Annotated in this window: 19 protein-coding genes; 12 read left to right on the top strand and 7 right to left on the bottom strand. The window is 63.4% G+C overall.

Going from position 1 to position 22,493, the window contains the following annotated elements; genetic code table 11:
• The 7 genes from FHR22_RS05300 to FHR22_RS05270 all read right to left on the bottom strand — a co-directional run bounded on the left by FHR22_RS05300 (position 1) and on the right by FHR22_RS05270 (position 9,468).
• Positions 1-1,314, bottom strand: a complete 1,314-nt coding sequence (locus FHR22_RS05300) for a nucleotide sugar dehydrogenase (protein ID WP_166939668.1) — start codon at positions 1,312-1,314, stop codon at positions 1-3.
• Positions 1,315-1,686: 372 nt separating this feature from the next.
• Positions 1,687-2,736, bottom strand: coding sequence for an NAD-dependent epimerase/dehydratase family protein (locus FHR22_RS05295; RefSeq protein WP_166939667.1), 1,050 nt, complete (start codon positions 2,734-2,736; stop codon positions 1,687-1,689).
• A gap of 52 nt (positions 2,737-2,788) precedes the next feature.
• A complete protein-coding gene (locus FHR22_RS05290) occupies positions 2,789-3,850 on the bottom strand; it encodes a hypothetical protein (RefSeq protein ID WP_208417490.1) in 1,062 nt (353 codons plus the stop codon).
• A gap of 218 nt (positions 3,851-4,068) precedes the next feature.
• Positions 4,069-6,261, bottom strand: coding sequence for a GumC family protein (locus FHR22_RS05285; RefSeq protein WP_166939664.1), 2,193 nt, complete (start codon positions 6,259-6,261; stop codon positions 4,069-4,071).
• 13 nt (positions 6,262-6,274) lie between these two features.
• Positions 6,275-7,033, bottom strand: a complete 759-nt coding sequence (locus FHR22_RS05280) for a polysaccharide biosynthesis/export family protein (RefSeq protein WP_341786555.1) — start codon at positions 7,031-7,033, stop codon at positions 6,275-6,277.
• A 27-nt stretch (positions 7,034-7,060) separates the two neighbouring features.
• Complete coding sequence (locus FHR22_RS05275; RefSeq protein WP_166939662.1) at positions 7,061-8,521, bottom strand: O-antigen ligase family protein; 1,461 nt, start codon at positions 8,519-8,521, stop codon at positions 7,061-7,063.
• 161 nt (positions 8,522-8,682) lie between these two features.
• Positions 8,683-9,468 carry a metallophosphoesterase gene (locus FHR22_RS05270; protein ID WP_166939659.1) on the bottom strand — a complete coding sequence of 262 codons (786 nt, stop codon included), beginning with the start codon at positions 9,466-9,468 and terminating at the stop codon, positions 8,683-8,685.
• Between the two features lie 260 nt (positions 9,469-9,728).
• Here FHR22_RS05270 and wecB point away from each other — a divergent pair, with 260 nt between their 5' ends.
• The 12 genes from wecB to FHR22_RS05210 all read left to right on the top strand — a co-directional run bounded on the left by wecB (position 9,729) and on the right by FHR22_RS05210 (position 22,244).
• Positions 9,729-10,844, top strand: coding sequence for a non-hydrolyzing UDP-N-acetylglucosamine 2-epimerase (gene wecB, locus FHR22_RS05265; RefSeq protein WP_166939657.1), 1,116 nt, complete (start codon positions 9,729-9,731; stop codon positions 10,842-10,844).
• The gene (gene wecC / locus FHR22_RS05260) at positions 10,834-12,126 is read left to right on the top strand and encodes a UDP-N-acetyl-D-mannosamine dehydrogenase (protein WP_166939655.1); all 1,293 of its coding nucleotides are present in this window, start codon (positions 10,834-10,836) and stop codon (positions 12,124-12,126) included. The genes wecB and wecC overlap by 11 nt, the downstream gene beginning before the upstream one ends.
• 65 nt (positions 12,127-12,191) lie before the next feature.
• A complete protein-coding gene (hslV, locus tag FHR22_RS05255; RefSeq protein WP_166939652.1) occupies positions 12,192-12,758 on the top strand; it encodes an ATP-dependent protease subunit HslV in 567 nt (188 codons plus the stop codon).
• Positions 12,759-12,775: 17 nt separating this feature from the next.
• Complete coding sequence (locus FHR22_RS05250; protein ID WP_341786554.1) at positions 12,776-13,861, top strand: FAD-dependent oxidoreductase; 1,086 nt, start codon at positions 12,776-12,778, stop codon at positions 13,859-13,861.
• 64 nt (positions 13,862-13,925) lie between these two features.
• Positions 13,926-15,227, top strand: coding sequence for an ATP-dependent protease ATPase subunit HslU (gene hslU / locus FHR22_RS05245; RefSeq protein WP_166939650.1), 1,302 nt, complete (start codon positions 13,926-13,928; stop codon positions 15,225-15,227).
• A 345-nt stretch (positions 15,228-15,572) separates the two neighbouring features.
• The gene (locus FHR22_RS05240; RefSeq protein ID WP_166939647.1) at positions 15,573-16,430 is read left to right on the top strand and encodes a helix-turn-helix domain-containing protein; all 858 of its coding nucleotides are present in this window, start codon (positions 15,573-15,575) and stop codon (positions 16,428-16,430) included.
• A 120-nt stretch (positions 16,431-16,550) separates the two neighbouring features.
• A complete protein-coding gene (locus FHR22_RS05235) occupies positions 16,551-17,498 on the top strand; it encodes a tetratricopeptide repeat protein (RefSeq protein WP_166939645.1) in 948 nt (315 codons plus the stop codon).
• Positions 17,452-18,450 (top strand): tRNA lysidine(34) synthetase TilS, encoded by a 999-nt coding sequence (gene tilS, locus FHR22_RS05230; protein ID WP_166939643.1) that lies wholly within the window; start codon positions 17,452-17,454, stop codon positions 18,448-18,450. The genes FHR22_RS05235 and tilS overlap by 47 nt, the downstream gene beginning before the upstream one ends.
• 89 nt (positions 18,451-18,539) lie before the next feature.
• Positions 18,540-20,483, top strand: a complete 1,944-nt coding sequence (ftsH, locus tag FHR22_RS05225; RefSeq protein WP_166939641.1) for an ATP-dependent zinc metalloprotease FtsH — start codon at positions 18,540-18,542, stop codon at positions 20,481-20,483.
• Positions 20,484-20,716: 233 nt separating this feature from the next.
• Positions 20,717-21,112, top strand: coding sequence for a hypothetical protein (locus tag FHR22_RS05220; protein WP_166939639.1), 396 nt, complete (start codon positions 20,717-20,719; stop codon positions 21,110-21,112).
• 34 nt (positions 21,113-21,146) lie between these two features.
• Positions 21,147-21,632 carry a DUF11 domain-containing protein gene (locus FHR22_RS05215; protein ID WP_166939637.1) on the top strand — a complete coding sequence of 162 codons (486 nt, stop codon included), beginning with the start codon at positions 21,147-21,149 and terminating at the stop codon, positions 21,630-21,632.
• A 6-nt stretch (positions 21,633-21,638) separates the two neighbouring features.
• The gene (locus FHR22_RS05210) at positions 21,639-22,244 is read left to right on the top strand and encodes a DUF3800 domain-containing protein (protein WP_166939634.1); all 606 of its coding nucleotides are present in this window, start codon (positions 21,639-21,641) and stop codon (positions 22,242-22,244) included.
• Positions 22,245-22,493 lie beyond the last annotated feature (249 nt).

Genomic DNA, 22,493 nt, shown 5'->3' with positions numbered 1-22,493 from the left:
TCAAGCCTTTATAACATTTTCATGTGCGCCGCGATAGACGCCTCGGCTGTCCACAATCAATTGAGCGCTCCGCAAAACCAGATCATAATCGAATTTTGCATGATCGGTGGCGACCACCACGGCATCGAAAGACGCGATCGCTTCGGGGGTCAATTCAACGCTTTCCAGATCGAAGCTATGCTCGCGCATTTCGGGAAATACCGGAACATGCGGATCGGCATAGGAGACGTCGGCGCCCGTATCGCGGATCAGTTCCATGATCTGGACGGCGGGGCTTTCGCGCATGTCGTCCACATTCTTTTTATAGGCGATGCCCAGAACAAGGACGCGGCTGCCGTTCAGGGCCTTTCGCTGACCGTTCAGCGCGCGGCTGAGCTTGTCGACCACGTAGGCCGGCATCCCCTGATTAATCTCCCCCGACAGCTCGATGAACCGCGTGTGGAGTCCATATTCCCGCGCTTTCCATGTCAGATAGAAGGGGTCGATCGGGATACAGTGCCCGCCAAGTCCCGGTCCGGGATAATAGGGCGTAAAGCCAAACGGCTTGGTCGCGGCCGCGTCGATGACCTCGAAGATGTCGATTCCCATGCGATCGGCGACAATCTTCATTTCATTGACCAGGCCGATGTTGACCGCGCGATGGACATTTTCCAGGATCTTGGTCATCTCGGCCGCGCGCGTCGAACTGACCGGGACGACTTTATCGATGATCTGTCCGTACAGTGCCAAACCGGCCTCGAGGCAGGCCGGCGTATGGCCGCCGACGACCTTGGGGATCGAATGGGTGTTGAAATGCTCGTTGCCGGGGTCTTCCCGTTCCGGCGAATAGACCAGGAAAATATCGCGGCCGACTTCCAATCCCGTCGATGAAATGCGCGGGAACATTTCCTCGTCCGTCGTTCCCGGATAGGTCGTACTTTCCAGCGAAACCACCTGCCCCGCCCGGAGATAAGGGACGATCGCCTCGGTCGTCGCAACAACGAAGCTGAGGTCGGGTTCGCGATATTTGTTCAAGGGCGTCGGAACGCACAGGATCAAGGCATCGGCATTCGTCGCCTCCGAAAAGTCGGTCGTACACCGCATGCCTGCCGCCATCGCCTTCGCGACATCGGCGTCGTTGATATGCTCGATCATCGACCGGCCGCCGTTGAGCGCGTCAACCTTTCGCTTGTCGATATCGAAACCGATGACCTTGTAGCCGAGTTCTGCGTAGCGCAATGCAAGCGGTTGCCCGACGTAGCCTAATCCAAGTATCCCGATGACTGCGTCTCGCGAATGCAATTTTTCAATTAACAAGGAACTCGCCTTTCTCAACTCGCTTCCGTAAACGGCAACCGCAATTCCGGTCCTTCCGACATCCGTCGTTTTCAGAACCGGCCTGCCTTGCCATCACCCTGTCGCGTCCAGATTTCACGGGGCCGATAGAGCAAAACCGAACCCCACGCCACGTACCACGTCTCCAAACCCGGCCGCTCTATCCATCCCATCGATTTGTGCCAAGCCTGTGACGATGATCAGCCCGTCAAAACATGTAGAACGTTGCGCTCGCAGGCCGAATGACTTGCTTCGACGGCGGCCCCGGGAGAGCAAGCGGCAATTCGTAGCGAAAAAACGCCAGGCAGACGGGAAATTGCACCCAGCATCTGCCAACCCGCATCCTCGTCCTTTCGAAACTAAGGCCGCCAGCTAATGGCCATAATAGCCGCGATGCCACGCAACAAATTCGGCAATGCCGTCCATGATCGACGTGTTCGGACGAAAACCGGTCAGCCGTTCGAGCAATGAGGAATCCGCCCATGTCGCGGGAACGTCCCCTTTTTGCATCGGCAAATAGTTGCGAACCGCTTCGACGCCCAGATTGACCTCGATCGCTTCGACGAAATCGAGCAGGCGCACCTTGTCGGAGTTGCCGATGTTCACAATGCGAAAGGGGGCTACGTGCGAAAGGCTGTCGCCCGGCGCGATATCGTCCTTTCCGGCCGGCCGCTCGGGTGGTGTGTCGATCAACAGGCGTATGCCGCGGACTAGGTCGCCAACAAACGTAAAGTCGCGGTACATGTCGCCATTATTGTATATGTCGATCGGCTTGCCGGCCAAAATGGCATCGACGAATTTGAACGAGGCGAGATCGGGGCGTCCCCAACTGCCATAGACCGTGAAGAAGCGAAACATGGTCGTCGGAATATTCCAGAGGTGCGCATAGCTGTGCGCCATGCTCTCGTTCGCCTTTTTCGTCGCCGCGTAAATGGTCAGCTGCTCGTCAGCCTTGTCCAGTTCGGCAAACGGCATCTTCTCGTTCGCGCCGTAAATCGACGATGTCGAGGCCATCAGCAGGTGGGGGATCGCCAATTCCCGTGACGCTTCCAGCACGTTAAACGTGCCGACTATGTTACTGTCGATATAGACGCGCGGATTTTCGAGGCTGTACCGAACACCCGCTTGCGCCGCCAGATGCACGATGGCGTCAGGTCTGAACAGCCGCGCGGCTTCCATGAGCGTCTCATGATCCTCCAGCATCGCCGTGGTCGACGAATAGTGAGGATATTGCTCAAGATGACCGTGACGCCCCCGTTTCAAGCTGACGTCGTAATAATCAGTCATGCCGTCATAACCATGGACGGCATATCCTTCCTCCAGCAACAGCCGTGCCAGGTGAAAGCCTATGAAACCCGCGGCCCCGGTGATGAATATCCGTCCGGTCCGGACTGGATCATTGTTGCCCTCAGCAATCGACATCAAAATCCGATCCTTGAAAATCGTCCCGTTTGTTGCTCGTGAATGAGCGAATTCAGTTGGCTGGATTGGTTACTTTGGGTGCCACCGGCGCAGGCTGGCCGCTTGGCGTCAGGCTGATACGCCGGAACTGTGCATCCAGGCCCGCCGACGTATCGGGCACATTGACGTTAATCGAAAGCCAGTACCAGCGACAGCTATCGCCGGGGATCGTCAGGCTGGTGCGCCGCCGTCCGATATCGAGGTTCGACACCTCGATGCCATCGGCGCTGCCCGCCTTCTCCGCGCAGTCAAGACGCGCCGTCAGCGTGCCATTTTCGATGGTGGCATCGGCGGCAAGATTCCACTCGAGCTCATAAGCCCCAGGGGCAAGTTGCAGCAATTGCCTGGCGGCATAGCCGCGTGCACCGGCGATCGCCGAAATCGCCAATATCTTGCGCTTCGGTTCAATCGTGGCGCCCAGATTTCCCGATGACGCCAATTGCCAATCGACCGGCGGCAGCAATGACGGCCGGGAAAAATCAAGGTTGGCAGCAAAGGCGCCCCCTTCCGCCGGGCTCAAGGCCGCCACCAGGTCACGCATTGCATCGAAATGCCGGAACTTCGCGAGCTGCGACACCAGCATGCGGTCGGTGTCGCTGATCCTGCGCTGACGCCATGGCGACTGCGCCACAGCGACGCGAAGCTTGGCGGCATTGACCAGACTTTCGGGCACGTTGACTACGGCCTTCCAGTAATGACCGGCCCAAGTCGGGTTTGGGCCGATGACGGGGGCAAGCGCCGCCTCGGTATCGGGGCGCGCCGTTGCCTGTGCCATCGCGCGAATATAGGTGGCGCGCAGGCTTTCGTTGGTCAAAATCGCGCGCGATAGCCACAGGAAAAAGGCTGGCTGATTGCCATCACGGGCTGCCGCTTCGATCGAAGCCGATGTGATGAGCGAACTGCGCCGCGTCAGCTGTCCGCCTAGTTCGAGCAACCGCGCCCTGTCGCCCTTGCTGGCGCTATCCGGCATCGACGCGATCATCAGGCCAAGCGCTGCCGAGGACAGCGGCTCGTTTCGATAAGCGCGGCTGGCGAGCTGGCGTTCGTGAACCGAAACGCCGGCCTGCGGATCCATGCGCTTTCGTCCGGAAAATGATGCGAAGGCGAGATTTGCTTCGGCAATGCCGGTGGGACCGACACCGATCGCATAGGAAGCCGCCGGATTCTTGACCTGATTGGCAATCACCGAGCTCGCCGAGCCGACGAAAGCCGCAAGCAGCACCCCGCCCGTCCAAAGGATGAAAGGCGCAATCTTCATAAACTCACCATGTTCCGAACAGCAGGATCCGCTCCCTATGAACGCTCCTCACCTTCGCTCTTGTCTGCCCCATAGCTGTAGCCATAACCGTAACGGTAGCCATAGCCGTACAGCTGGTTACGCACCCCGATCTTCGTCACGATCGCACCAAAGAGCTTCGCTCCCGACATCCGCAGGCGGGTGAGTGCCATCGCGATGCTCCGGTTCCGGGTCGTGCTCGCTTCGATGACGAACAACACGCCTTCCACACGGCGCGCAATAAGCGGAGCATCGGCAAGCCCAAGCAGCGGCGGCGAGTCGATCAACACATGGTCGTAGCGGCCAAGCAGCGTCTGGATCAGGGTCGACAATCGGTCGCTGCCCAGCAATTCGGCAGCATTAGGCGGAGTCTTGCCCGCAGTGAGGATCGAGAAACCGAAACGCGGAAGCTCCGCGATCATGCTGTCGAGGTCGTTGTCGCCCGACAGATAGTGGCTGAGGCCGCGTTGATCGGGAATTTCCAGATAGCGGTTGAGCGACGGGTTGCGGACGTCGGCATCGACGAGGATGACCGACTTGCCCGTGGCCGCCAGCACCGTTGCGAGGCAAAGCGACGAATTGCTCTTGCCCTCTTGCGGCTGCGATGACGTCAGCATGACCGACCGCGGGGCGCCATGTTCGGTAAGAAACGTCAGGTTGGTCATCAACGAGAAATAAGCTTCGTAAACGGCTGATTTCTTGTCCGTGATAGCCTCGGCAATCGGGCGGTCGCTGGCTTCGGGAATTTCGCCGAGCAAGGGCAGCCCGAAGCGCGGCGAGACTTCTTGCGGATCGCGAATGGAGCTGTCGAGTTTTTCGAGCAGGAACACGATACCCGCGGCAACCGCGATACCGGCCAGCAATGCGATAGCCAGGTTGATCAGGAGGTTGGGGCTCGAAGGCACCCGGGCCGCCTTTGCGCGGTCGACGAGCGACACATTGTTGGTGCCGACACCGACAACACCGATTTCCTTATAGCGTTGCAACAGGCCTTCATACAGCTGGCGGTTCGAATCCACCTCGCGCTGCATGATCGCCATCTCGATGGATTCGCGTTGCTGACTATTGTAACGGCCGGTGAGGGCATCGAGCTCAGACTGCAGATCCTGTTCGGTTTTCACCGCAGCGTCATATGCCTCGCGATTGCTCTGGGAAGAACGGTTCGTTTCCGCCGCGATGCTCTTGTCCAAATTGGCGATCTGGGCGCGAAGCGATATCACCGTCGGATAATCGTCCGCGAAGAGCGTGCGAACTTTCGCAAGTTCAGCCTCCAGCGTCGCACGCTGCTGCCGCATCGCCCCGACGGTGGGGGCATTGACCTGCGCGACCCCGGTCATTGTGTTGGCGCGCTGCGCTTCCGCAATGATGCGCGTCTCACGCGCCTTGGCGAGGGCCGTGCTGATCTGCGCGATGTCCGTCGCGACGAGTGTCTGCGTCTGTGTCCGGCCGCTCGCATCCGCGCCGGACGACAATGTAACGATGCCTTTTTGGACCGAATAGTTGATGAGCGCTCGCTCGGAAGTTTCCAGATTGCGCCGCAGCGCTTCGAGACGCGCCTCCAGATATTTGCGGGCGTCCGACGTCGCGGCAAAGCGCCGGTCAATCGTAGCCTGGACGAACTGAGCAACCCAAAGATCGGCGAGCTTCGCCGACAATTGCGGCGAAGGGGTCGAAAAACTGATGTCGATGAGACTTGAGGTGCGGACCGGCTCGACAGACAAATGGTTCAACAGCGTGTCGGCCGCCTTGTCGGCAAGACTGCGCCGCTCCGCACTCGTGGAACCCGCATCGGACGCCCCGAGACCGAACGCCTCGACGAAATCCTCATCGGCCGTCAGATTCCCCGCGCGCACGACCCGTTCCGCGAGCGATTCCGATTTCAGCAGCGAATATTGCGTGTTGTAAAACGCAATTTCATTAACCGCCGAACGATCGCGTTCATTGGGCACCGAGGTATCGACGGGTGAATCGGGCAATACCTCGATTCGCGCGGTCGACGTATATTCGGGAGTGGCGAGCGTCGTCGCAAGCAATCCCAGCAGCAGGGCGACCACAATGGCGCCAAGAACCCAATAACGGTGCTGGATAACCGCCGCCAGGATCTTCTCGAACTCGGGGAGAGTCAGTGAGTAGGGCTTGTCGCTGTCGCCCGCATTCTGGGTCGGCACCGGCTCCGCCTCTGCGATCGCGCCCCTGACGCCTTCATTCATCTTATTGTCCACCCTATTTAAATTCTCTGATGAGGAGGATCAGCGGCGACAGGAAGGCTGGCGTTGCCGTGAGAATATCCTTGAACACACGGCGCTGAGGCGAATCGCCGACGACGACCACATCGTTCGGAAAAATCTCCGGATCCGCATAATTGCCCCGCCGGATGGCACCGAGGTTATAGATAGCGACATATTGCTTGGTGCCGACGTTGCGGAAAACAACGACATCCTCGAGCTTCGCGAATTCGGTAACCCCGCCCGCCAATGCGACGGCGCGCATCAGCGTCACGCGGCCCGCCACCGGATAGGACCCCGCCCGCTTCACTTCACCGTCGACCGAAACGGCCATCGACTGGAATGCCAGCGCGCTGCTCGGTGCCTTGAAGTTCACCGTGACTTGGGGATCGCGAATATATTTGCCCGCCAGCTTACCGCGAATTTCATCGGCAAGTGCGATCGGAGTCTTCCCTGCCGCGGCGACGTTCCCCACCAGGGGGAAGGAAAAATTCCCCTCTCCGTCGGTCATGATATCGCGCTGCATCTCGTCAACACCGAACACCTCGACCCGGAGCTCCGTGAACGGCCCGACAAAGGCAAGCCGGGTCGATCGGATGACATCGGATGCTTCCGGCGGCGGAAGCGAGGCCAGGACTGTGATCGGCGTGTCCGGCGCGCTGGCGACGGGCGGCGCATCCTTGGCGCACCCGGCCAGCAACGAAACGGCGGCAAAACACAGGAAAAATCTTTTCATAGGGAATTTCACACTCAGCACTGTGGTGGCTCCAAAGGCTATAATGGCTCAGCTTTCACCCGCAAGCTTATTCCCGGTCGAACCTGCCCCGCCCGAGGCGGATGCAAGCAAAATAACCAGGAATACCGCCATTACTTGAAGCGAGGGCACCCGCAGCGGATAGTCCACCAAACTGACCCCGCCAAAAAGCGCCACGACAAGAAGGATCGGCAAGCGCAAATCCCCCCGATGCCCTTTGATCAGCCTTCGAAAGCCAAGTTGCCAAACGCTGCGGAAGAGCCAAATGAGTCCGGCGAGCACGATCAGGGCGAAAGGAGCCCCGCCCGTAATCAGAACTTCCACCCAGTCGTTGTGAGCATGGTTGAAATAGGCGGGCTGGAGCAGCGAATCGGCTTCGACGATCTGGTAGATGTTCGGGAAAGCGCCAAAACCTGCCCCGACCGTCCAGTAGCTTTCGATTATCTGCTGGACGCCCGGCCAGGCGAGCAGACGCAGATCTTCGGCGACCCGATTTTCGGCAATCCGGCTCAGGCCCGTGCTGCGATTGGTGAGAAGCAAAACGGCAACCAGAATGCACCCGACCAAAACCGCCGGCGCGTAATCGAACCACTGCCGCGCCCCGAATTTCTGTTGGGGGGGACTGCTTGCACGCCCCGCCCGCGTATGATGCGGGGGACGGGCGCGCCATGCGGGAACCAGCATTGCATATCCGAATGCAAAGGCGATGCCGCCCGCCACCATCCCCGCTCGCGAGCCGATCAGGGCCGTCATCGCGAGGCTCAGAATAGCCGCTGCGGCATATCCAAGCTGCAGCGAGGCGCGCCGCTGCCTTCGCATGAATTCGTCGCGCAGAAGCGCTGCGGCCAGCACGATGGCGCAGGCCTGAAAAAGCGAATGGTGATTGCGGTTGGCGAATAGCCCGACCATCGATGAGGCGTTCGTGATCCGGTAGAGATATGCGGCGCTGCCGTTGCCCGAAACAATCTGAACGATGCCCAGCGACGCGCTCACCACCGCCAGGGCGACCAGCGCCTGCATGACTTTCGTGGCGCCGTCCTCCTGAAGGCGGGTCGCCAGCAAAACCGCGGCGAGGGGCACGCTCATCGCCAGCAGGCTGTTCCAGGTCGCGGACGGCGTCATCGAGACAGGGCGCCAAAGGTCGGCTTGACCAAGGCCATTATCAATCGCGACGATCAATTCGCGGCCCGGCAAGCCATGCCACAAGGCGGGAGGCAGCGGCACGAGCTGAAGTGCCATCCACCCGGTCAGGGCCAGCAACAGGGCCAGCGGAATACGGACACGCCGCCAATCGTCGCGCGTCATTCCCGCGATGGCCCAACAGCCGAACAATATCGCGCCGCCGCGTAAAACCGGCAGCGACGAGACATCGCTTCGCGAAGCACCGCCAGCCAGAAATACAAAGACGAGGAAAAGGATGGGCGCCCATGCGTTCAGCGCCGTTCCAATCACGGGCCGGGCTGCGGTGGCAGGTCTGGAAATGTTGGTCATCCGGCTCTTTGCTGTTGTCTTACCCAAGGCAAATCCACCTCAATCTCCAGTTGACGGGCGCTTAACCCGTCGGGTCGGGAGTGACAACCCGTTGCGATGGATGGTGCGCCGGAACGACCGCTATGTTGCACGGTCCGAGACCAGCAGGAGGAGAGCATGTATCAAACCGCCTGTTCGAGTGCGGCCTCACGCGCATACAGGTACCAGCGTTCACTACCCTCGATCCCCATCGCGGCGAGCACGCCGCTGCGAAAGGCGCCGACGTCGATACCGATGCGGTTGACCTGCTCATCGGGCTCCGCGGTGATACTGTGACCGTGGATGATGATCTTCCCATGATCGCCGAGGTGGTCGAGAAACTCGTCGCGGATCCAGCGCAAGTCGGAAAGCGACTGCTTTTCAAGCGGCACACCGGGGCGGATTCCGGCATGAACAAAAGCATAGTCGCCGATTTCGACAACGTCCTCCCCCATCCCGAGGAAATGGACATGCTCGGCGGGCACGAGGGCGGGCAGCCGTTCGGCGACCTCCTCGAAGCTCGCAGCGTCAAGGCTTTCGTCATCATTCCAATAACTGCGCACCGTCGCGTCGCCGCCGATCCGCATGAAATAGCGAAGGCGGCGGACATCGCCGGTCAATGCGGCGAGAAAGCATTCCTCGTGATTTCCGATCAGCAGCCGCGTGTCGGGGAATTCCTTGTGCAAACCCATCGCGCGTTCGACCACCGCAGCCGAGGCAGGGCCCCGGTCCACAAGGTCGCCAAGCAGGACAATCGTAATGTCGGCGGGGCCCCGCGCCGCATGATCGGCCCGGATCAGTTCGATGATCCGGGCGAACAGGTCATCGCGCCCGTGAATATCTCCGATCGCATAAACGCGCCGCCCCTCGGGAATTGCATGCCGGCCGCGCGCCGCATCGGCTGCCTTGCTCTTACGCTTCCAGAACATGAAAAGTCGAACCGATCTATCGTCTTAAATTGTCTCGGGTGGCCAAAATCTCTGGCTCAAGCTCACCCCTGCCCCTAGCCCCGTCATTCCAGAGTGACAATATACGCCGCAGGGGAGCATTCGTTGCAACACCTTCGATCGCAACCTTGCCCCGTCGCTGCAAAGCAGCCTAATTTAAGAGTGTTGCAAGTTTTTTCGCTTAACCGGCGATCAGCCACCGGCGCAGTTTAAGTGTGTCGAACCCGCGCGGAGCCTTTTGAATGAAAATTATGGCAGTTTTCGGTACGCGTCCGGAAGCGATCAAGATGTTCCCGGTCGTGCACGCGCTGCACGCCCGGCAGAACATCGACGTCCGGGTCTGCGTGACCGCGCAGCACCGCGAAATGCTCGATCAGGTGCTCGATATCGCGCGGATCGTGCCCGACATCGACCTTGACGTGATGCAGGCGAACCAGACGCTCGACGGGCTGCTGGCGCGGCTCGTTACCGGTCTTGGCGAGACTTTCGACGCAGAAAAGCCCGACCGCATCCTTGTCCACGGCGACACGCTGACGACGATGGCGGCAACGCTTGCGGCCTATTTCCGCAAGATTCCCGTCGGCCATGTCGAGGCCGGTCTGCGCAGCGGCAACATCTATCATCCCTGGCCCGAAGAGGTGAACCGCAAGGTCACGGGGGCCGTCGCCGACCTCCATTTCGCGCCGACCGAGACCGCGGCGGCAGCGCTGCGCGCCGAAAATGTCCCCGCCGATCGCATCCATATCACCGGCAATACCGTGATCGACGCGCTGCTCGCGACCAAGACACGGATCGATGAGGAACCTGTGCTCGCGGCCGGGCTCGACCCGCTCGTCGCGCGCTTCGCGGGCAAGCGCATCGTCGCCGTCACCTCGCACCGCCGCGAGAATTTCGGCGACGGCATGAAGGCCATCGCCGATGCGATCGCCGCGATCGCCGCCCGGCCCGATGTCGCAGTCATCTTCCCCGTCCATCCCAATCCGCAAGTGCGCAGCGCGATGGAGCCGATCCTTGGCACGCTTTCGAACGTCGCGCTGATCGACCCGCTCGATTACCCGCATTTCGTCCGCCTGCTCAGCGTCAGCGAGATCGTCCTGACCGACAGCGGCGGCGTCCAGGAAGAGGCTCCGTCGTTCGGCAAGCCCGTGCTGGTAATGCGCGAGACGACCGAACGCCCCGAAGGCATTGCCGCGGGCACCGCGCGGCTGGTAGGAACGGATCGCAATCGCATCGTTTCCGAAATTTTCAGCCTTTTGGACGATAGCGAGGCCTATGCTGCCATGGCGCGCGCCCACAATCCCTTCGGCGACGGCACGGCAGGCACTCAGATTGCGGAGATTGTTGCGCGTGGCGCTTGATATCGAACAAAAAGTCACTGTCGTCGGCCTCGGCTATATCGGCCTGCCGACCGCTGCCCTGATCGCGCGCTCGGGTTGCAAGGTCACCGGCATCGACGTCAGCGCGCATGTCGTCGAAACGGTCAACAGCGGCCGCGTCCATATCGAGGAAGTCGATCTCGACGGCCTCGTTCAGGGCGTCGTGTCGCGCGGCGCGCTCGTCGCCTCGACCGAGACCGTCGCCGCCGACGCCTTCGTCATCGCGGTGCCAACCCCGCACGACGAGGATCATCGCCCCGACATCACCTATGTCCTCGACGCTGCACGCAAGATCGCCAAGGTGCTCGAACCCGGCAATCTCGTCATCCTCGAATCGACCTCCCCCGTCGGCACCACCGAAAAGGTCGCCGAACTGCTCGCCGCCGAACGCCCCGACCTCAAGGTCCCGGGCCGCTGCGCCGGCACCCCCGACATCTTCATCGCCTATTGCCCCGAGCGCGTGCTGCCCGGCCGCATCCTCGTCGAACTGGTCGACAACGACCGCTGCATCGGCGGCATCACCCCGCGCTGCGCGCGGCGCGCCATGACCTTCTACCGCCAGTTCGTGCGCGGTGCCTGCGTCACCACGACGGCGCGCGCCGCCGAAATGGTGAAGCTCGTCGAAAACAGCTATCGCGACGTCAACATCGCCTTTGCCAATGAATTGTCGATGATCGCCGACAAGATGGGCGTCGACGTCTGGGACGTCATCCGCCTCGCCAACCGCCACCCGCGCGTCAACATCCTCCAGCCCGGCCCCGGCGTCGGCGGCCATTGCATCGCGGTCGATCCCTGGTTCCTCGTCCATGGCGCGCCCGACGAAAGCCGCCTGATCCGCACCGCGCGCGAAGTGAACCTTGCCAAGACGGCGCATGTCATCGCGGCGACCGCCGCGCTCGTCGCGAGCCATCGGGACGCCCGCGTCGGCGTCCTCGGCCTCGCCTTCAAACCCAATATCGACGATTTCCGCGAGAGCCCGGCGCTCGAAGTCGCAGCCGCCCTTGCGCACCAATTCGGCCCGCGCATCCGGATCGTCGAGCCTTATGCAAAGGCGCTGCCCGCCGAATTCGCCGGCAGCGGCGCCGAACTGGTCGAACTCGACGATGCGCTGTCCGATTGCGATGTGCTGATCGTGCTCGTCGACCATGACGTGTTCAAATCGGTCCCGCTCGAGGAACGCAGCGGCAAGATCGTCTATGACAGTCGCGGCCTGTGGCCCGATCAGGGATGGCCGGCGGCGCCAGGGCAGCGCGCCATGGCGTGACGGCGCGGCAACGGGGGCCATGGCTCCCCTTGCACGCTCCACGGCCATCTCCCATATCGCGCCCCATGAGCGACCAAAATGCGCATCGTGCCGCGCCCTGGCACGGAACCACCATTCTTTCCGCCCGCGCACCCGGGAAAGTCGTCATCATCGGCGACGGCCAGGTGTCGATGGGCCAGACGGTGATGAAGCCCAACGCCCGCAAGGTCCGCCGCCTCCACGATGGCAGCGTGATCGGCGGCTTTGCGGGTGCGACCGCCGACGCCTTCACCCTGTTCGAACGTCTGGAAGCCAAGCTCGAGCGGCACAACGGCCAGTTGCTCCGCGCCGCGGTCGAACTGGCGAAGGACTGGCGCACCGACAAATATCTGCGCAATCTCGAAGCGATGATGATCGTCGCCGACAAGGAGGTCACGCTCGTCATCACCGGCAACGGCGACGTGCTCGAACCGAAGGGCGGCATCGCCGCGATCGGGTCGGGCGGCAACTATGCCCTCGCCGCCGCGACCGCGCTCGCCGGCTATGAAAAGGACCCCGAAGTGCTGACGCGCAAGGCGATGCAGGTCGCCGCCGATATCTGCGTCTACACCAACGACCAGTTCACCTCGGAAACCATCGACATCAACAGCTAAGCCTATATGGTCGCGGGGTGATTCACGCCCTCCCCCGCCGCCATTTCGTTGCCGCCTCCGCCGCGCTCGCCCTGCCGGGCTGCGCCACGACGACCGCCCGCACCCCGGCATCGTGCCTGATGCCGGTCAAGGCGGCGCCCGACCGCGTCATCCGCACCATGGCGGGCCTGCGCCCCTATCGCGCGAGCGGCTTCGTCGTCCGCGCCGAAGCGCTGGGTACGAAGCGGCTCGTCCATAACTACGGCCATGGCGGCTCGGGCATCACCCTGAGCTGGGGCACATCGAAGCTCGCCGCCGATATGGGGCTCGCCGGCCACAGCGGCCCCGTCGCGGTGATCGGCGCCGGGGTGGTCGGCCTGTCGACCGCGCGCCTCGTCCAGGAAGCGGGGTTCCCGGTCACCGTCTATGCCAAGGCGCTGCCGCCCGACACGACCTCGAACATCGCCGGCGGCCAGTTCCATCCCTTCGGCCTGTTCAAGCCCGACGCCGTCACCCCCGAATGGCGGCGCCAGTTCACCGCCGCGCTCGACTACAGCTGGCGGCGGTTCCAGATCATGGTCGGCGACGATTATGGTGTCCGCTGGCTCACCACCTACTCCGAAGGGACGCCGGAGGAGCCCAAGCTTCCGACCTTTCCGCCCGCTGCGCACGCGCTGCGCCCCGGCGAGCATCCCTTTCCCGTCGAAAATCTCTGGCAATATGACACGCTCTACGTCGAAACCGGCCGCTATCTGCGCCAGATGATGCGCGACATCGAAAGCGCCGGCGGCCGCATCGCGGTCAAAAGCTTCGCCGCGCCGGCCGAGATCGCCGCGCTCCCCGAAACGCTCGTCTTCAACTGTACCGGGCTCGGCGCGCGCGACCTGTTCGGCGATCAGGAGCTCATGCCGATCCGCGGCCAGCTGGCGATCCTGATCCCGCAACCCGAAGTGCGTTACGCCTTCACCGGCGACGCCGGCTATATGTTCCCGCGCGCCGACGGCATCGTCATCGGCGGCTCCTACGAACGCAACGAGTGGGTGGCCGAACCCCAGCCCGAGCGCATCGCGCGGATCGTCGCGGCACACCAGCGGCTGTTCGCGGGGTTCCGCTGCCCGGCTTGACTTGCCCCGGCCCGATCCCATCTAGGCAGCCGATGCATTTCTCTTTGCTGGAACCCTCCGACACATGAACAAAGACCTGACCCCGAAGGCGATCGTCGCCGCATTGGATACGCATATCATCGGCCAGGACGCCGCCAAGCGCGCGGTCGCCGTCGCGCTCCGTAACCGCTGGCGCCGTCAGCAGCTGTCGGCCGACCTGCGCGACGAGGTGAGCCCGAAGAATATCCTGATGATCGGCCCCACGGGCTGCGGCAAGACCGAGATTTCGCGCCGCCTGGCCAAGCTCGCCGACGCGCCCTTCATCAAGGTCGAGGCGACCAAGTTCACCGAGGTCGGGTATGTCGGGCGCGACGTCGAACAGATCGCCCGCGATCTCGTCGAGGAAGCGGTGCGGCTCGAAAAGGACCGCCGCCGCGATGCGGTGCGCGCCGCCGCCGAAGAGGCCGCGATGGAGCGGCTGCTCGACGCGCTGACCGGCAAGGGTGCCAGCGAGGCGACGCGCCAGAGCTTCCGCCAGCGCATCCGCGAAGGCCATCTCGACGATAGCGAAGTCGAGATCGAGGTTGCCGACGCCGCAGGCATGCCCTTCGAACTGCCCGGCCAGCCCGGGCAGATGAGCATGATCAACCTGTCGGACATGCTCGGCAAGGCGATGGGCGGCATGCCCAAGAAGCGCCGCAAGCTGAAGGTCATCGAAGCCGCGACGCGGCTGATCGAGGAAGAGCAGGACAAGCGCCTCGATCAGGACGACGTCGCGCGCGTCGCGCTCGCCGATGCCGAAGCGAACGGCATCGTGTTCCTTGACGAGATCGATAAAATTGCCGTCAGCGACGTCCGCGGCGGATCGGTGAGCCGCGAGGGCGTCCAGCGCGACCTGCTGCCGCTGATCGAAGGCACGACGGTTGCGACCAAATATGGTCCGATGAAGACCGACCATATCCTCTTCATCGCGTCGGGCGCCTTCCATGTCGCGAAGCCGAGCGACCTACTCCCCGAACTGCAGGGCCGCCTGCCGATCCGCGTCGAACTCGGCGCGCTCAGCGAGGCCGATTTCGTGCGTATCCTGACCGAAACCAAGGCCGGGCTGCCCGAACAATATGCGGCGCTGATCCAGACCGAAGGCGTCACCCTCTCCTTCACCGACGACGCGATCGCGCGCGTCGCGAAGCTGGCAGCCGATGTGAATGAAAAGGTCGAGAATATCGGCGCCCGCCGTCTCCAGACGATCATGGAGCGGCTGGTTGAGGAAGTCAGCTTCGGCGCCGAGGACATGGGCGGCACGACGCTGGCGATCGACGCCGCCTATGTCGACCGTCAGCTTGCCGACATCGTCGGCGACACCGACCTCAGCAAATATGTGCTTTAGGGGGTGACGGCGGGTTTCGGCCGGTTGCGGATGTTTCCACCATCGTCACCCCGGACTTGATCCGGGGTCCCGCTTGACGTCAAAACTGCTGGATGCCCAAAAAAAGCGGGATCCCGGGTCAAGCCCGGGATGACGAAGGTGGGCGAAGTAACGCCGCTCCCCGCCCCAAAGCCGACGCCCCAACCCTACCCCACGCAATTCATCCACCCAAATTCAAACAATCCGAATTCAGCTTCTTTTCAACCGGTCGTTTACCGAACTTCGTTTGACTTTCGCGCATTGCCAATGCGATGAACGCTCCTGACACGGCCGCATGGGTTGCAACGGCCGGCACTGGAGACAGCAATGGCAGACGAAGAGGTCGCCGAGCAGGGCGAACTGGCGATCACGCGTACGGGCGATCGGCTGCGTCTGGCGCGCGAAGCGGCCGGGCTGTCGCTCGCCGACGTCGCGACGCGGACACGCATTACCCAGCGCCATCTGCAAGCGATTGAAAAATCGGATTTCACCGAACTTCCCGGCCGGACCTATGTGACCGGATTCGCGCGCGCCTATGCCCGCGCGGTCGATCTGCCCGAGGCCGAGGTCGGCGCCTCGATCCGCCGCGAACTCGAAGAAGACGAATATGGCGCACGGCCGCTTTACGAGGCCTATGAACCGACCGATCCCGACCGGCTGCCGACGGCCCGGCTGACCTGGACGCTCGTCATCGTCACCGCGCTGCTCGCATCGGCCTATGGCGTCTGGCGCTTCCTGTCGGTCGAACCCGACGAGGCGCTGATCGCGGCGCAGACGCGCGACGCCGAGGCGTCCGAAGCGCCGTCCGCCGACGCGGCAGGCCCGGCCGCGACCAAAGCCGCTGCCGGCGGCAGCGCCGTTGCCGCGAATGCACCGGTCGTCCTCACCGCGCCGGGGCCGCAGGAAGTCTGGATCGGTTTTGACGACGCGACGGGCAAGACCGAAAACTGGCGCACCCTCGATGCCGGCGAGACTTATCAGGTGCCGCCCGCCTATATCGAACAATTCACGCTGCGCACCAGCATCCCGCAGGCGCTCAAGGTCACCGTCGGCGGCCGCGACGTCGGCGCGATCGGCCCCGCCGACACGCTGGTAAAGGGCATCTCGCTGAAGCCCGCCGATCTGGTTGCGCGCGCCGACGCCAACGCTCCGGCAACCGGCGCCGCACCCAAGCCCAAGCGCTGAATTCGGCCGATATTCGACCGGCTGGCCGGGCGGCGCGCCGAAATGGGTTTGCGCAGCCATGGGTTGCGGCGCTATGACCCTGATGATGAGAATGGTTAATAGGTGGGGGCCGATCGGCAGATGACAAAACGCCATATCACTTTCCTGGGAACGGCTGCGATGGCGCTCGTCGCCATGGTGCCCGCTGCCCAGGCGCAGGAGACCGGAATCGACAAGCGCGTCGAACGGCTCGAAAAGGAAATGCGCGCGGTGCAGCGCTCGGTGTTCCCGGGCGGCGCACCCGCCTTTTTCGAGGGCGAGATCGCGCCCGACAACACGCCGGGAGCCCGCGTCAAGACCAGCGCGCCGGTGATCGACCTGACCGCACGCGTCGATGCGCTTGAGGCGCAGCTCCAGTCGCTGACCGGCCAGACCGAGCAGAATGCTTTCCAGCTCCGCGAGCTCGAAAAACAATTCACCGCTTACAAGACCGAAATGGACAAGCGCTTCGCCGCGCCGACCACGGGCACCGAAGCGACGCCCGCCGGCCTGACGCCGGTGCCGGTGGTCAAGCCCCCGGTGACCACGCCGACCGCGGCCGCGACACCGGCGAAAAAGCCGGTCGCGAAACCCGCCGCCGCGGCGACACCCGACGCCGCGCGGCTTGCGCTGGTCAAGAAGGTCGAGATTCCGGCGACCGGCAACGACACCAAGGACGGCTATGACTATGGGTATCGCCTGTGGGAGGCGAAACTCTATCCCGAGGCACAGGCCCAGCTGAAACAGGTCGTCACCAAATGGCCCAACAGCAGCCAGGCGAGCTTCGCGCAGAACCTGCTCGGCCGCGCCTATCTCGACGAGGGCAAGCCCAGCCTCGCCGCGGTCGCTTTCTACAATAATTACAAGGACCGGCCGAGCGGCGCGCGCGCACCGCACAGCCTGGTGTACATGGGCGTCGCGCTCGACAAGCTCGGCCGCAAGGCCGATGCCTGCAAGGCGTTCCGCGAATTCGACGAGGTTTACGGGGCCAAGGCCCCGCAGGATGTCCGGACCGATGCAGCCGCCGCAAAAACAAAAGCAGGCTGCTGACACCGACGCCGTCGAACGGCTGGGGCGGGATCTTTCCGTCCTGCTCGGCGCCGACTGGCAACGGCTTCACTACGGTATCGCCGTATCGGGCGGCCCCGACAGCATGGCGCTGCTCTGGCTGATGGCGACCCTGCTGCCCGGGCAAGTCTGGGCGGCGACGGTCGATCACGGCTTCCGCAAGGGATCCGACGAGGAAGCGCGGATGGTCGCGGGCTTTTGCGCGCGCGAACATATTCCGCATTCGACGCTGCGGCCGTCGGCGCCGATCAAGGGCTCGCTGCAAGCGGCGGCGCGTGGCGAGCGCTACCGGCTGCTCGAACAGTGGCGCGCCGCGAACGCGCTCGACCATATCGTCACCGCGCATCATGCCGACGACCAGCTCGAAACGATCGTCATGCGCCTCAATCGCAGCAGCGGCGTCGGCGGGCTCGCCGCGATCCGCGCGCGCAACGGCGTCGTGCTCCGCCCGTTGCTCCACTGGCGCCGCGCCCAGCTGGTCGAGCTGGCGTTCGAAAACGACCTGCCCTTCGTCGACGATCCGTCGAATTGCGACAACCGCTTCGATCGCGCCCGGCTGCGCCACGCGCTGCGATCGCAGACTGCGCTCGATCCCGAAGCTGCGGCGCGCTCGGCGGGCTGGCTTGCCGAGGCCGACGAGGCGATCGACTGGGCGGTCGAGCGGCTGATCGCGTCATGGCCCGATGCATCGGACATCGCGGTGATCCGCGACGACGGCTATCCGCCCGAAATCTTCCGCCGCATCATCACCCAGCGGCTGCGCGCCAACGATCCCGGGCTGTCGCTCCGCGGCGCCTCGCTCGACGGGGTGATCGCAGCGATGCGCGAAGGGCGCCGCGCGATGGTCGGCGCGCTGCTGATCGACGCCGTTCGCGGGCTCGAAGGCACGATTTGGCGCATTTCCACCGCCCCGAGGCGCAAAGCGCGTAAATAGGCGTCACTGGCTCATTGTCATTTAACCGGATTATCCTATCTTGTCCGGAGTAAGGCCGCGAATTGCGTGGCGATTGGGAAAGATTCCGCATGCAGGACGACAAGGAACCGCAGGGCAACCCCTGGATGAAGAGCGTGATGATCTGGAGCGGCATCTTGCTGGCCATGCTCCTCGTCGCCTCGATGTTCGGCGGCGCATCACAGCCTGCGGGCGCCCCCCTTGCCTATTCCGAGTTCCGGCAGAAGGTCGAGGAAGGCAGCGTCAAGGACGTCGTCCTTTCCGAAGACAAGGTCACGGGCACGCTGTCGAACGGCGACCGCTTCAGCGCCAACGTCGTGCGCGACCCCGAACTGCTCAAGATGCTCAACGACAATGGCGTCAAATATGACGGCAAGCCGCAGGAAGTGCCCAATTTCTGGATGTATCTGATCGTCCAGTCGCTGCCCTTCCTGCTCATCCTCGGCATCGCCTTCTTCGTCTTCCGCCAGGTGCAGAAGAACAATGGCTCGGGCGCGATGGGCTTCGGCAAGTCGCGCGCCAAGATGCTCACCGAAAAACAGGGCAAGGTGACCTTCGACGACGTCGCCGGCATCGACGAAGCGCGCGAGGAACTCGAGGAAATCGTCGAGTTCCTGAAGGACCCTACCAAATTCTCGAAACTCGGCGGCCAGATTCCGAAGGGCGCGCTGCTCGTTGGTTCGCCCGGCACCGGCAAGACCCTGCTCGCCCGCGCGATCGCGGGTGAGGCGGGCGTCCCCTTCTTCACCATTTCGGGTTCGGACTTTGTCGAAATGTTCGTCGGTGTCGGCGCGAGCCGCGTCCGCGACATGTTCGAACAGGCGAAGCGCAACGCGCCGTGCATTGTCTTCATCGACGAAATCGACGCCGTCGGCCGCCATCGCGGTGCCGGGCTCGGCAACGGCAATGACGAACGCGAGCAGACGCTCAACCAGCTGCTCGTCGAAATGGACGGCTTCGAGGCGAACGAGGGCATCATCATCGTCGCCGCGACCAACCGTCCCGACGTGCTCGACCCCGCGCTCCTGCGTCCGGGCCGCTTCGACCGCCAGGTCGTCGTGCCGCGCCCCGATATCGAGGGCCGCCAGAAGATCCTCGAAGTCCACACGCGCAAGAAGCCGCTCGCGCCCGACGTTGACCTGCGCCGCGTCGCGCGCGGCACCCCGGGCTTCTCGGGCGCCGACCTCGCCAACCTCTGCAACGAAGCGGCGCTGCTCGCCGCCCGCAAGGGCAAGCGCCTGATCGCCTCGAACGAGTTCGAAGAGGCGAAGGACAAGGTCATGATGGGCGCCGAACGCCGCTCGATGGTGATGACCGAGGACGAGAAGAAATCGACCGCCTATCACGAGGCCGGCCACGCGCTCGTCTCGCTGCACGTCGAAGGCTGCGACCCGCTGCACAAGGTGACGATCATCCCGCGCGGCCGCGCGCTGGGCGTGACGTGGAACCTGCCCGAACGCGACCGCTATTCGACCAATATGAAGCAGATGAAGGCGCGCCTCGCGCTCTGCTTCGGCGGCCGCATCGCCGAACAGCTGATCTACGGCCAGGACGAGCTCAACACCGGCGCGTCGAACGACATTCAGCAGGCGACCGACATGGCGCGCTCGATGGTCATGGAATATGGCATGTCCGAAAAGCTCGGCTGGCTGCGTTATCGCGACAATCAGGACGAGGTTTTCCTCGGCCACAGCGTGTCGCGCGCGCAGAATATGTCCGAAGAGACCGCGAAGCTGATCGACGCCGAAGTCCGCCGCCTCGTCGAGGAAGGCGAAGCCGTCGCGCGCAAGGTGCTCACCGACAATCTCGACGAGCTTCACCTGCTCGCCGGCGCCCTGCTCGAATATGAGACGCTGTCGGGCGAGGAATCGAAGCGCGCGATCAAGGGCGAGGATATCGGCCGCGAAGACGATGCCGGCAAGCGCGGCACCCCGGTGTCGGGCCACGCTGGCGGCATGCCGCAGATCAAGCGCAAACCGCGCCCGTTCGGCGACGTCAATCCGCAGGGCGCTTAGATTGCAGCGATCCATCTATTGATATCGGTGCGATTGTTTTTTCTACAAAAATACCGTGTATCCCCGCGAAGGCGGGGATCCATCTCCGATTGGTGCTATTTTGCACCGCCGGGTGATGGATCCCCGCCTTCGCGGGGATACGCTTATTTGCTCGCTCCGTTCATGGCATCCCGAGTCAAAACTGCCGTGGCTGATTCAGCCAATATTCAGCACCTGACCCCGATTTTCTTCGCATGATCAAAAGCCTGTCGACACGGGCCCTGCCCGCCGCATTCGCCATCGGCGCGGGCGTCATACTGTGCGGCATGGCGCCCGGGGACATGAATATCGCCGCCTTTCTCGCACGCGCCGAACCGGTGATGCGCCTCGGTCCGCTCGCCGCCGCGACGCCCGAAGGGCACCGGCTGAAGGACGAGGTCGTCGCCGCGGGCAAGCGCTATAAGGCGCGGATCGACGCGCAGCGCAAGGCGGGGCTCAAGACGACGAGCTGCCCGCCCGAATCGGGCAGCATGTCGCCCGAGGAATGGCTCGCGCATTTGCGCAGCTACCCTGCCAGCCAGCGCCGGTCGGTGTCGGTCTATTCGGCCTTCGACGCGCTGATGAAGAAACGCTATCCCTGCCGCAATTGATACGCCAAGAAGAGGCGGACCAAAGGAGATGGCGATGAGGGACCGGTTGTTTGGCGTCATGGCGTGCGCGGCCGCATCGGCCTTATTGGCACAACCCGCCGCGGCACAGGACGGCGGCGCGCTCGCGTCGAAGATCGAGCTTGAAAAACCGGCTCCGGCCGCCGCGGGCCAGCCCCCGGCCAAGACCTATGTCGCGCCCGACGTCGTCGTCCCCGGCGACCGCATCCGCATCACGCTGACCTTCACCAACAAGGGCGCCAAACCGGCGTCGGGGGTCAAGATCGTCAATCCGATTCCCGAAGGCCTCGTCTTCGACGGCACGAACGATCCGGCGGCGTTCAGCGTCTCGGTCGACGGCGCCAAGGAATTCGGCGCGCTCGATACGCTGACCGTAGCGGCCCAGGGCGCCGCGCCGCACGCCGCCGCTTACCCCGACGTCACGCATGTCCGCTGGCTGTGGCCCGACGCGATCGCGCCCGGGCAGAGCCGCTCGGTCGCTTTCTTCGGACGGGTGAAATAGCCGCCGATGACAATTTATTGCGATGAATCGGGCGGACTCAACACCGGCGTCATGACCTTTTCGGCGGTGATGCTTACCCCGTCGGCCGCCGCCGCGATCCATGACCGCTTCCGCAGCGTGACCGGACTGCGCGGCGAGTTGAAGGGCAGCCGCATCAGCATCGTCGAGCGCGCCTGGCTGCTCGAACTCTTCGATCGCGCCGGCGGCCGCGCGTGGGTCGCGGTGGCGAAGCGCGATACGCTCGCGCAGAACCCCGGCGGCACCTTGCCCAGCGATCTCGCACTCTACGCGGCTCTACTGGACAGCGCGGTCGGCCATTGGCTCCCTGAAACCGGCGGTGTGTGCACCGATGTCGTGATCGACGACGGCCGCTACGACCCGAAGATCCTCGGCCATATCCGCGAGGATATCCAGGCCGGGCTCGGCCAGTGGGGCCGCGCCTCGCTCGCCGACAGCCGCCGCAGCGACGGGGTCCAGATCGCCGACGTCATCGCCAACAGCCTGTTCAACGTCACCATCGGCTCCCCGCGCGCGCCGCGTATCCAGCGGATCATCGACCCGCTGCTCGCGTCGAAAGCGATCCGGGTGGCGGAGCTGACGCAGGTTCCGTGATGACGCCTGCTTCCGGAGCGGGAGCAATGTCGGCTTTGGGGTGGGGAGCTGGCGTTTAAACCTCGTCATGCTGAACTTGTTTCAGTATCAATCGCCTGAACTCTCATCCAGCACTGCGCGTGAGGAACGGGCAGGCCATGGACCCTGGAACAAGTTCAGGGCGACGAAGTAGAAAATGCCGCGTTTCGACCGTTTTCGCTTTCCTTCGTCATCCCGGGCTTGACCCGGGATCCCGCTTTTTCTTGAGGG

The organism is Sphingopyxis panaciterrae (genome assembly GCF_011762125.1).
GTDB classification, from domain to species: Bacteria; Pseudomonadota; Alphaproteobacteria; order Sphingomonadales; family Sphingomonadaceae; genus Sphingopyxis; species Sphingopyxis panaciterrae.
This window is presented reverse-complemented; position numbering and strand designations above follow the sequence as displayed.

Excerpts from the sequence above, each read along its gene's own strand:
- FHR22_RS05290 (WP_208417490.1), bottom strand. The coding sequence starts at position 3,850 with ATGGATCCGCAGGCCGGCGTTTCGGTTCACGAACGCCAGCTCGCCAGC.
- hslU (WP_166939650.1), top strand. The coding sequence starts at position 13,926 with ATGAACAAAGACCTGACCCCGAAGGCGATCGTCGCCGCATTGGATACG.
- FHR22_RS05235 (WP_166939645.1), top strand. The coding sequence starts at position 16,551 with ATGACAAAACGCCATATCACTTTCCTGGGAACGGCTGCGATGGCGCTC.
- FHR22_RS05220 (WP_166939639.1), top strand. The coding sequence starts at position 20,717 with ATGATCAAAAGCCTGTCGACACGGGCCCTGCCCGCCGCATTCGCCATC.
- FHR22_RS05285 (WP_166939664.1), bottom strand. The coding sequence starts at position 6,261 with ATGAATGAAGGCGTCAGGGGCGCGATCGCAGAGGCGGAGCCGGTGCCG.
- FHR22_RS05215 (WP_166939637.1), top strand. The coding sequence starts at position 21,147 with ATGAGGGACCGGTTGTTTGGCGTCATGGCGTGCGCGGCCGCATCGGCC.
- FHR22_RS05210 (WP_166939634.1), top strand. The coding sequence starts at position 21,639 with ATGACAATTTATTGCGATGAATCGGGCGGACTCAACACCGGCGTCATG.
- FHR22_RS05275 (WP_166939662.1), bottom strand. The coding sequence starts at position 8,521 with ATGACCAACATTTCCAGACCTGCCACCGCAGCCCGGCCCGTGATTGGA.
- ftsH (WP_166939641.1), top strand. The coding sequence starts at position 18,540 with ATGCAGGACGACAAGGAACCGCAGGGCAACCCCTGGATGAAGAGCGTG.
- FHR22_RS05295 (WP_166939667.1), bottom strand. The coding sequence starts at position 2,736 with ATGTCGATTGCTGAGGGCAACAATGATCCAGTCCGGACCGGACGGATA.
- FHR22_RS05240 (WP_166939647.1), top strand. The coding sequence starts at position 15,573 with ATGGCAGACGAAGAGGTCGCCGAGCAGGGCGAACTGGCGATCACGCGT.
- wecB (WP_166939657.1), top strand. The coding sequence starts at position 9,729 with ATGAAAATTATGGCAGTTTTCGGTACGCGTCCGGAAGCGATCAAGATG.
- FHR22_RS05270 (WP_166939659.1), bottom strand. The coding sequence starts at position 9,468 with ATGTTCTGGAAGCGTAAGAGCAAGGCAGCCGATGCGGCGCGCGGCCGG.
- hslV (WP_166939652.1), top strand. The coding sequence starts at position 12,192 with ATGAGCGACCAAAATGCGCATCGTGCCGCGCCCTGGCACGGAACCACC.
- tilS (WP_166939643.1), top strand. The coding sequence starts at position 17,452 with ATGTCCGGACCGATGCAGCCGCCGCAAAAACAAAAGCAGGCTGCTGAC.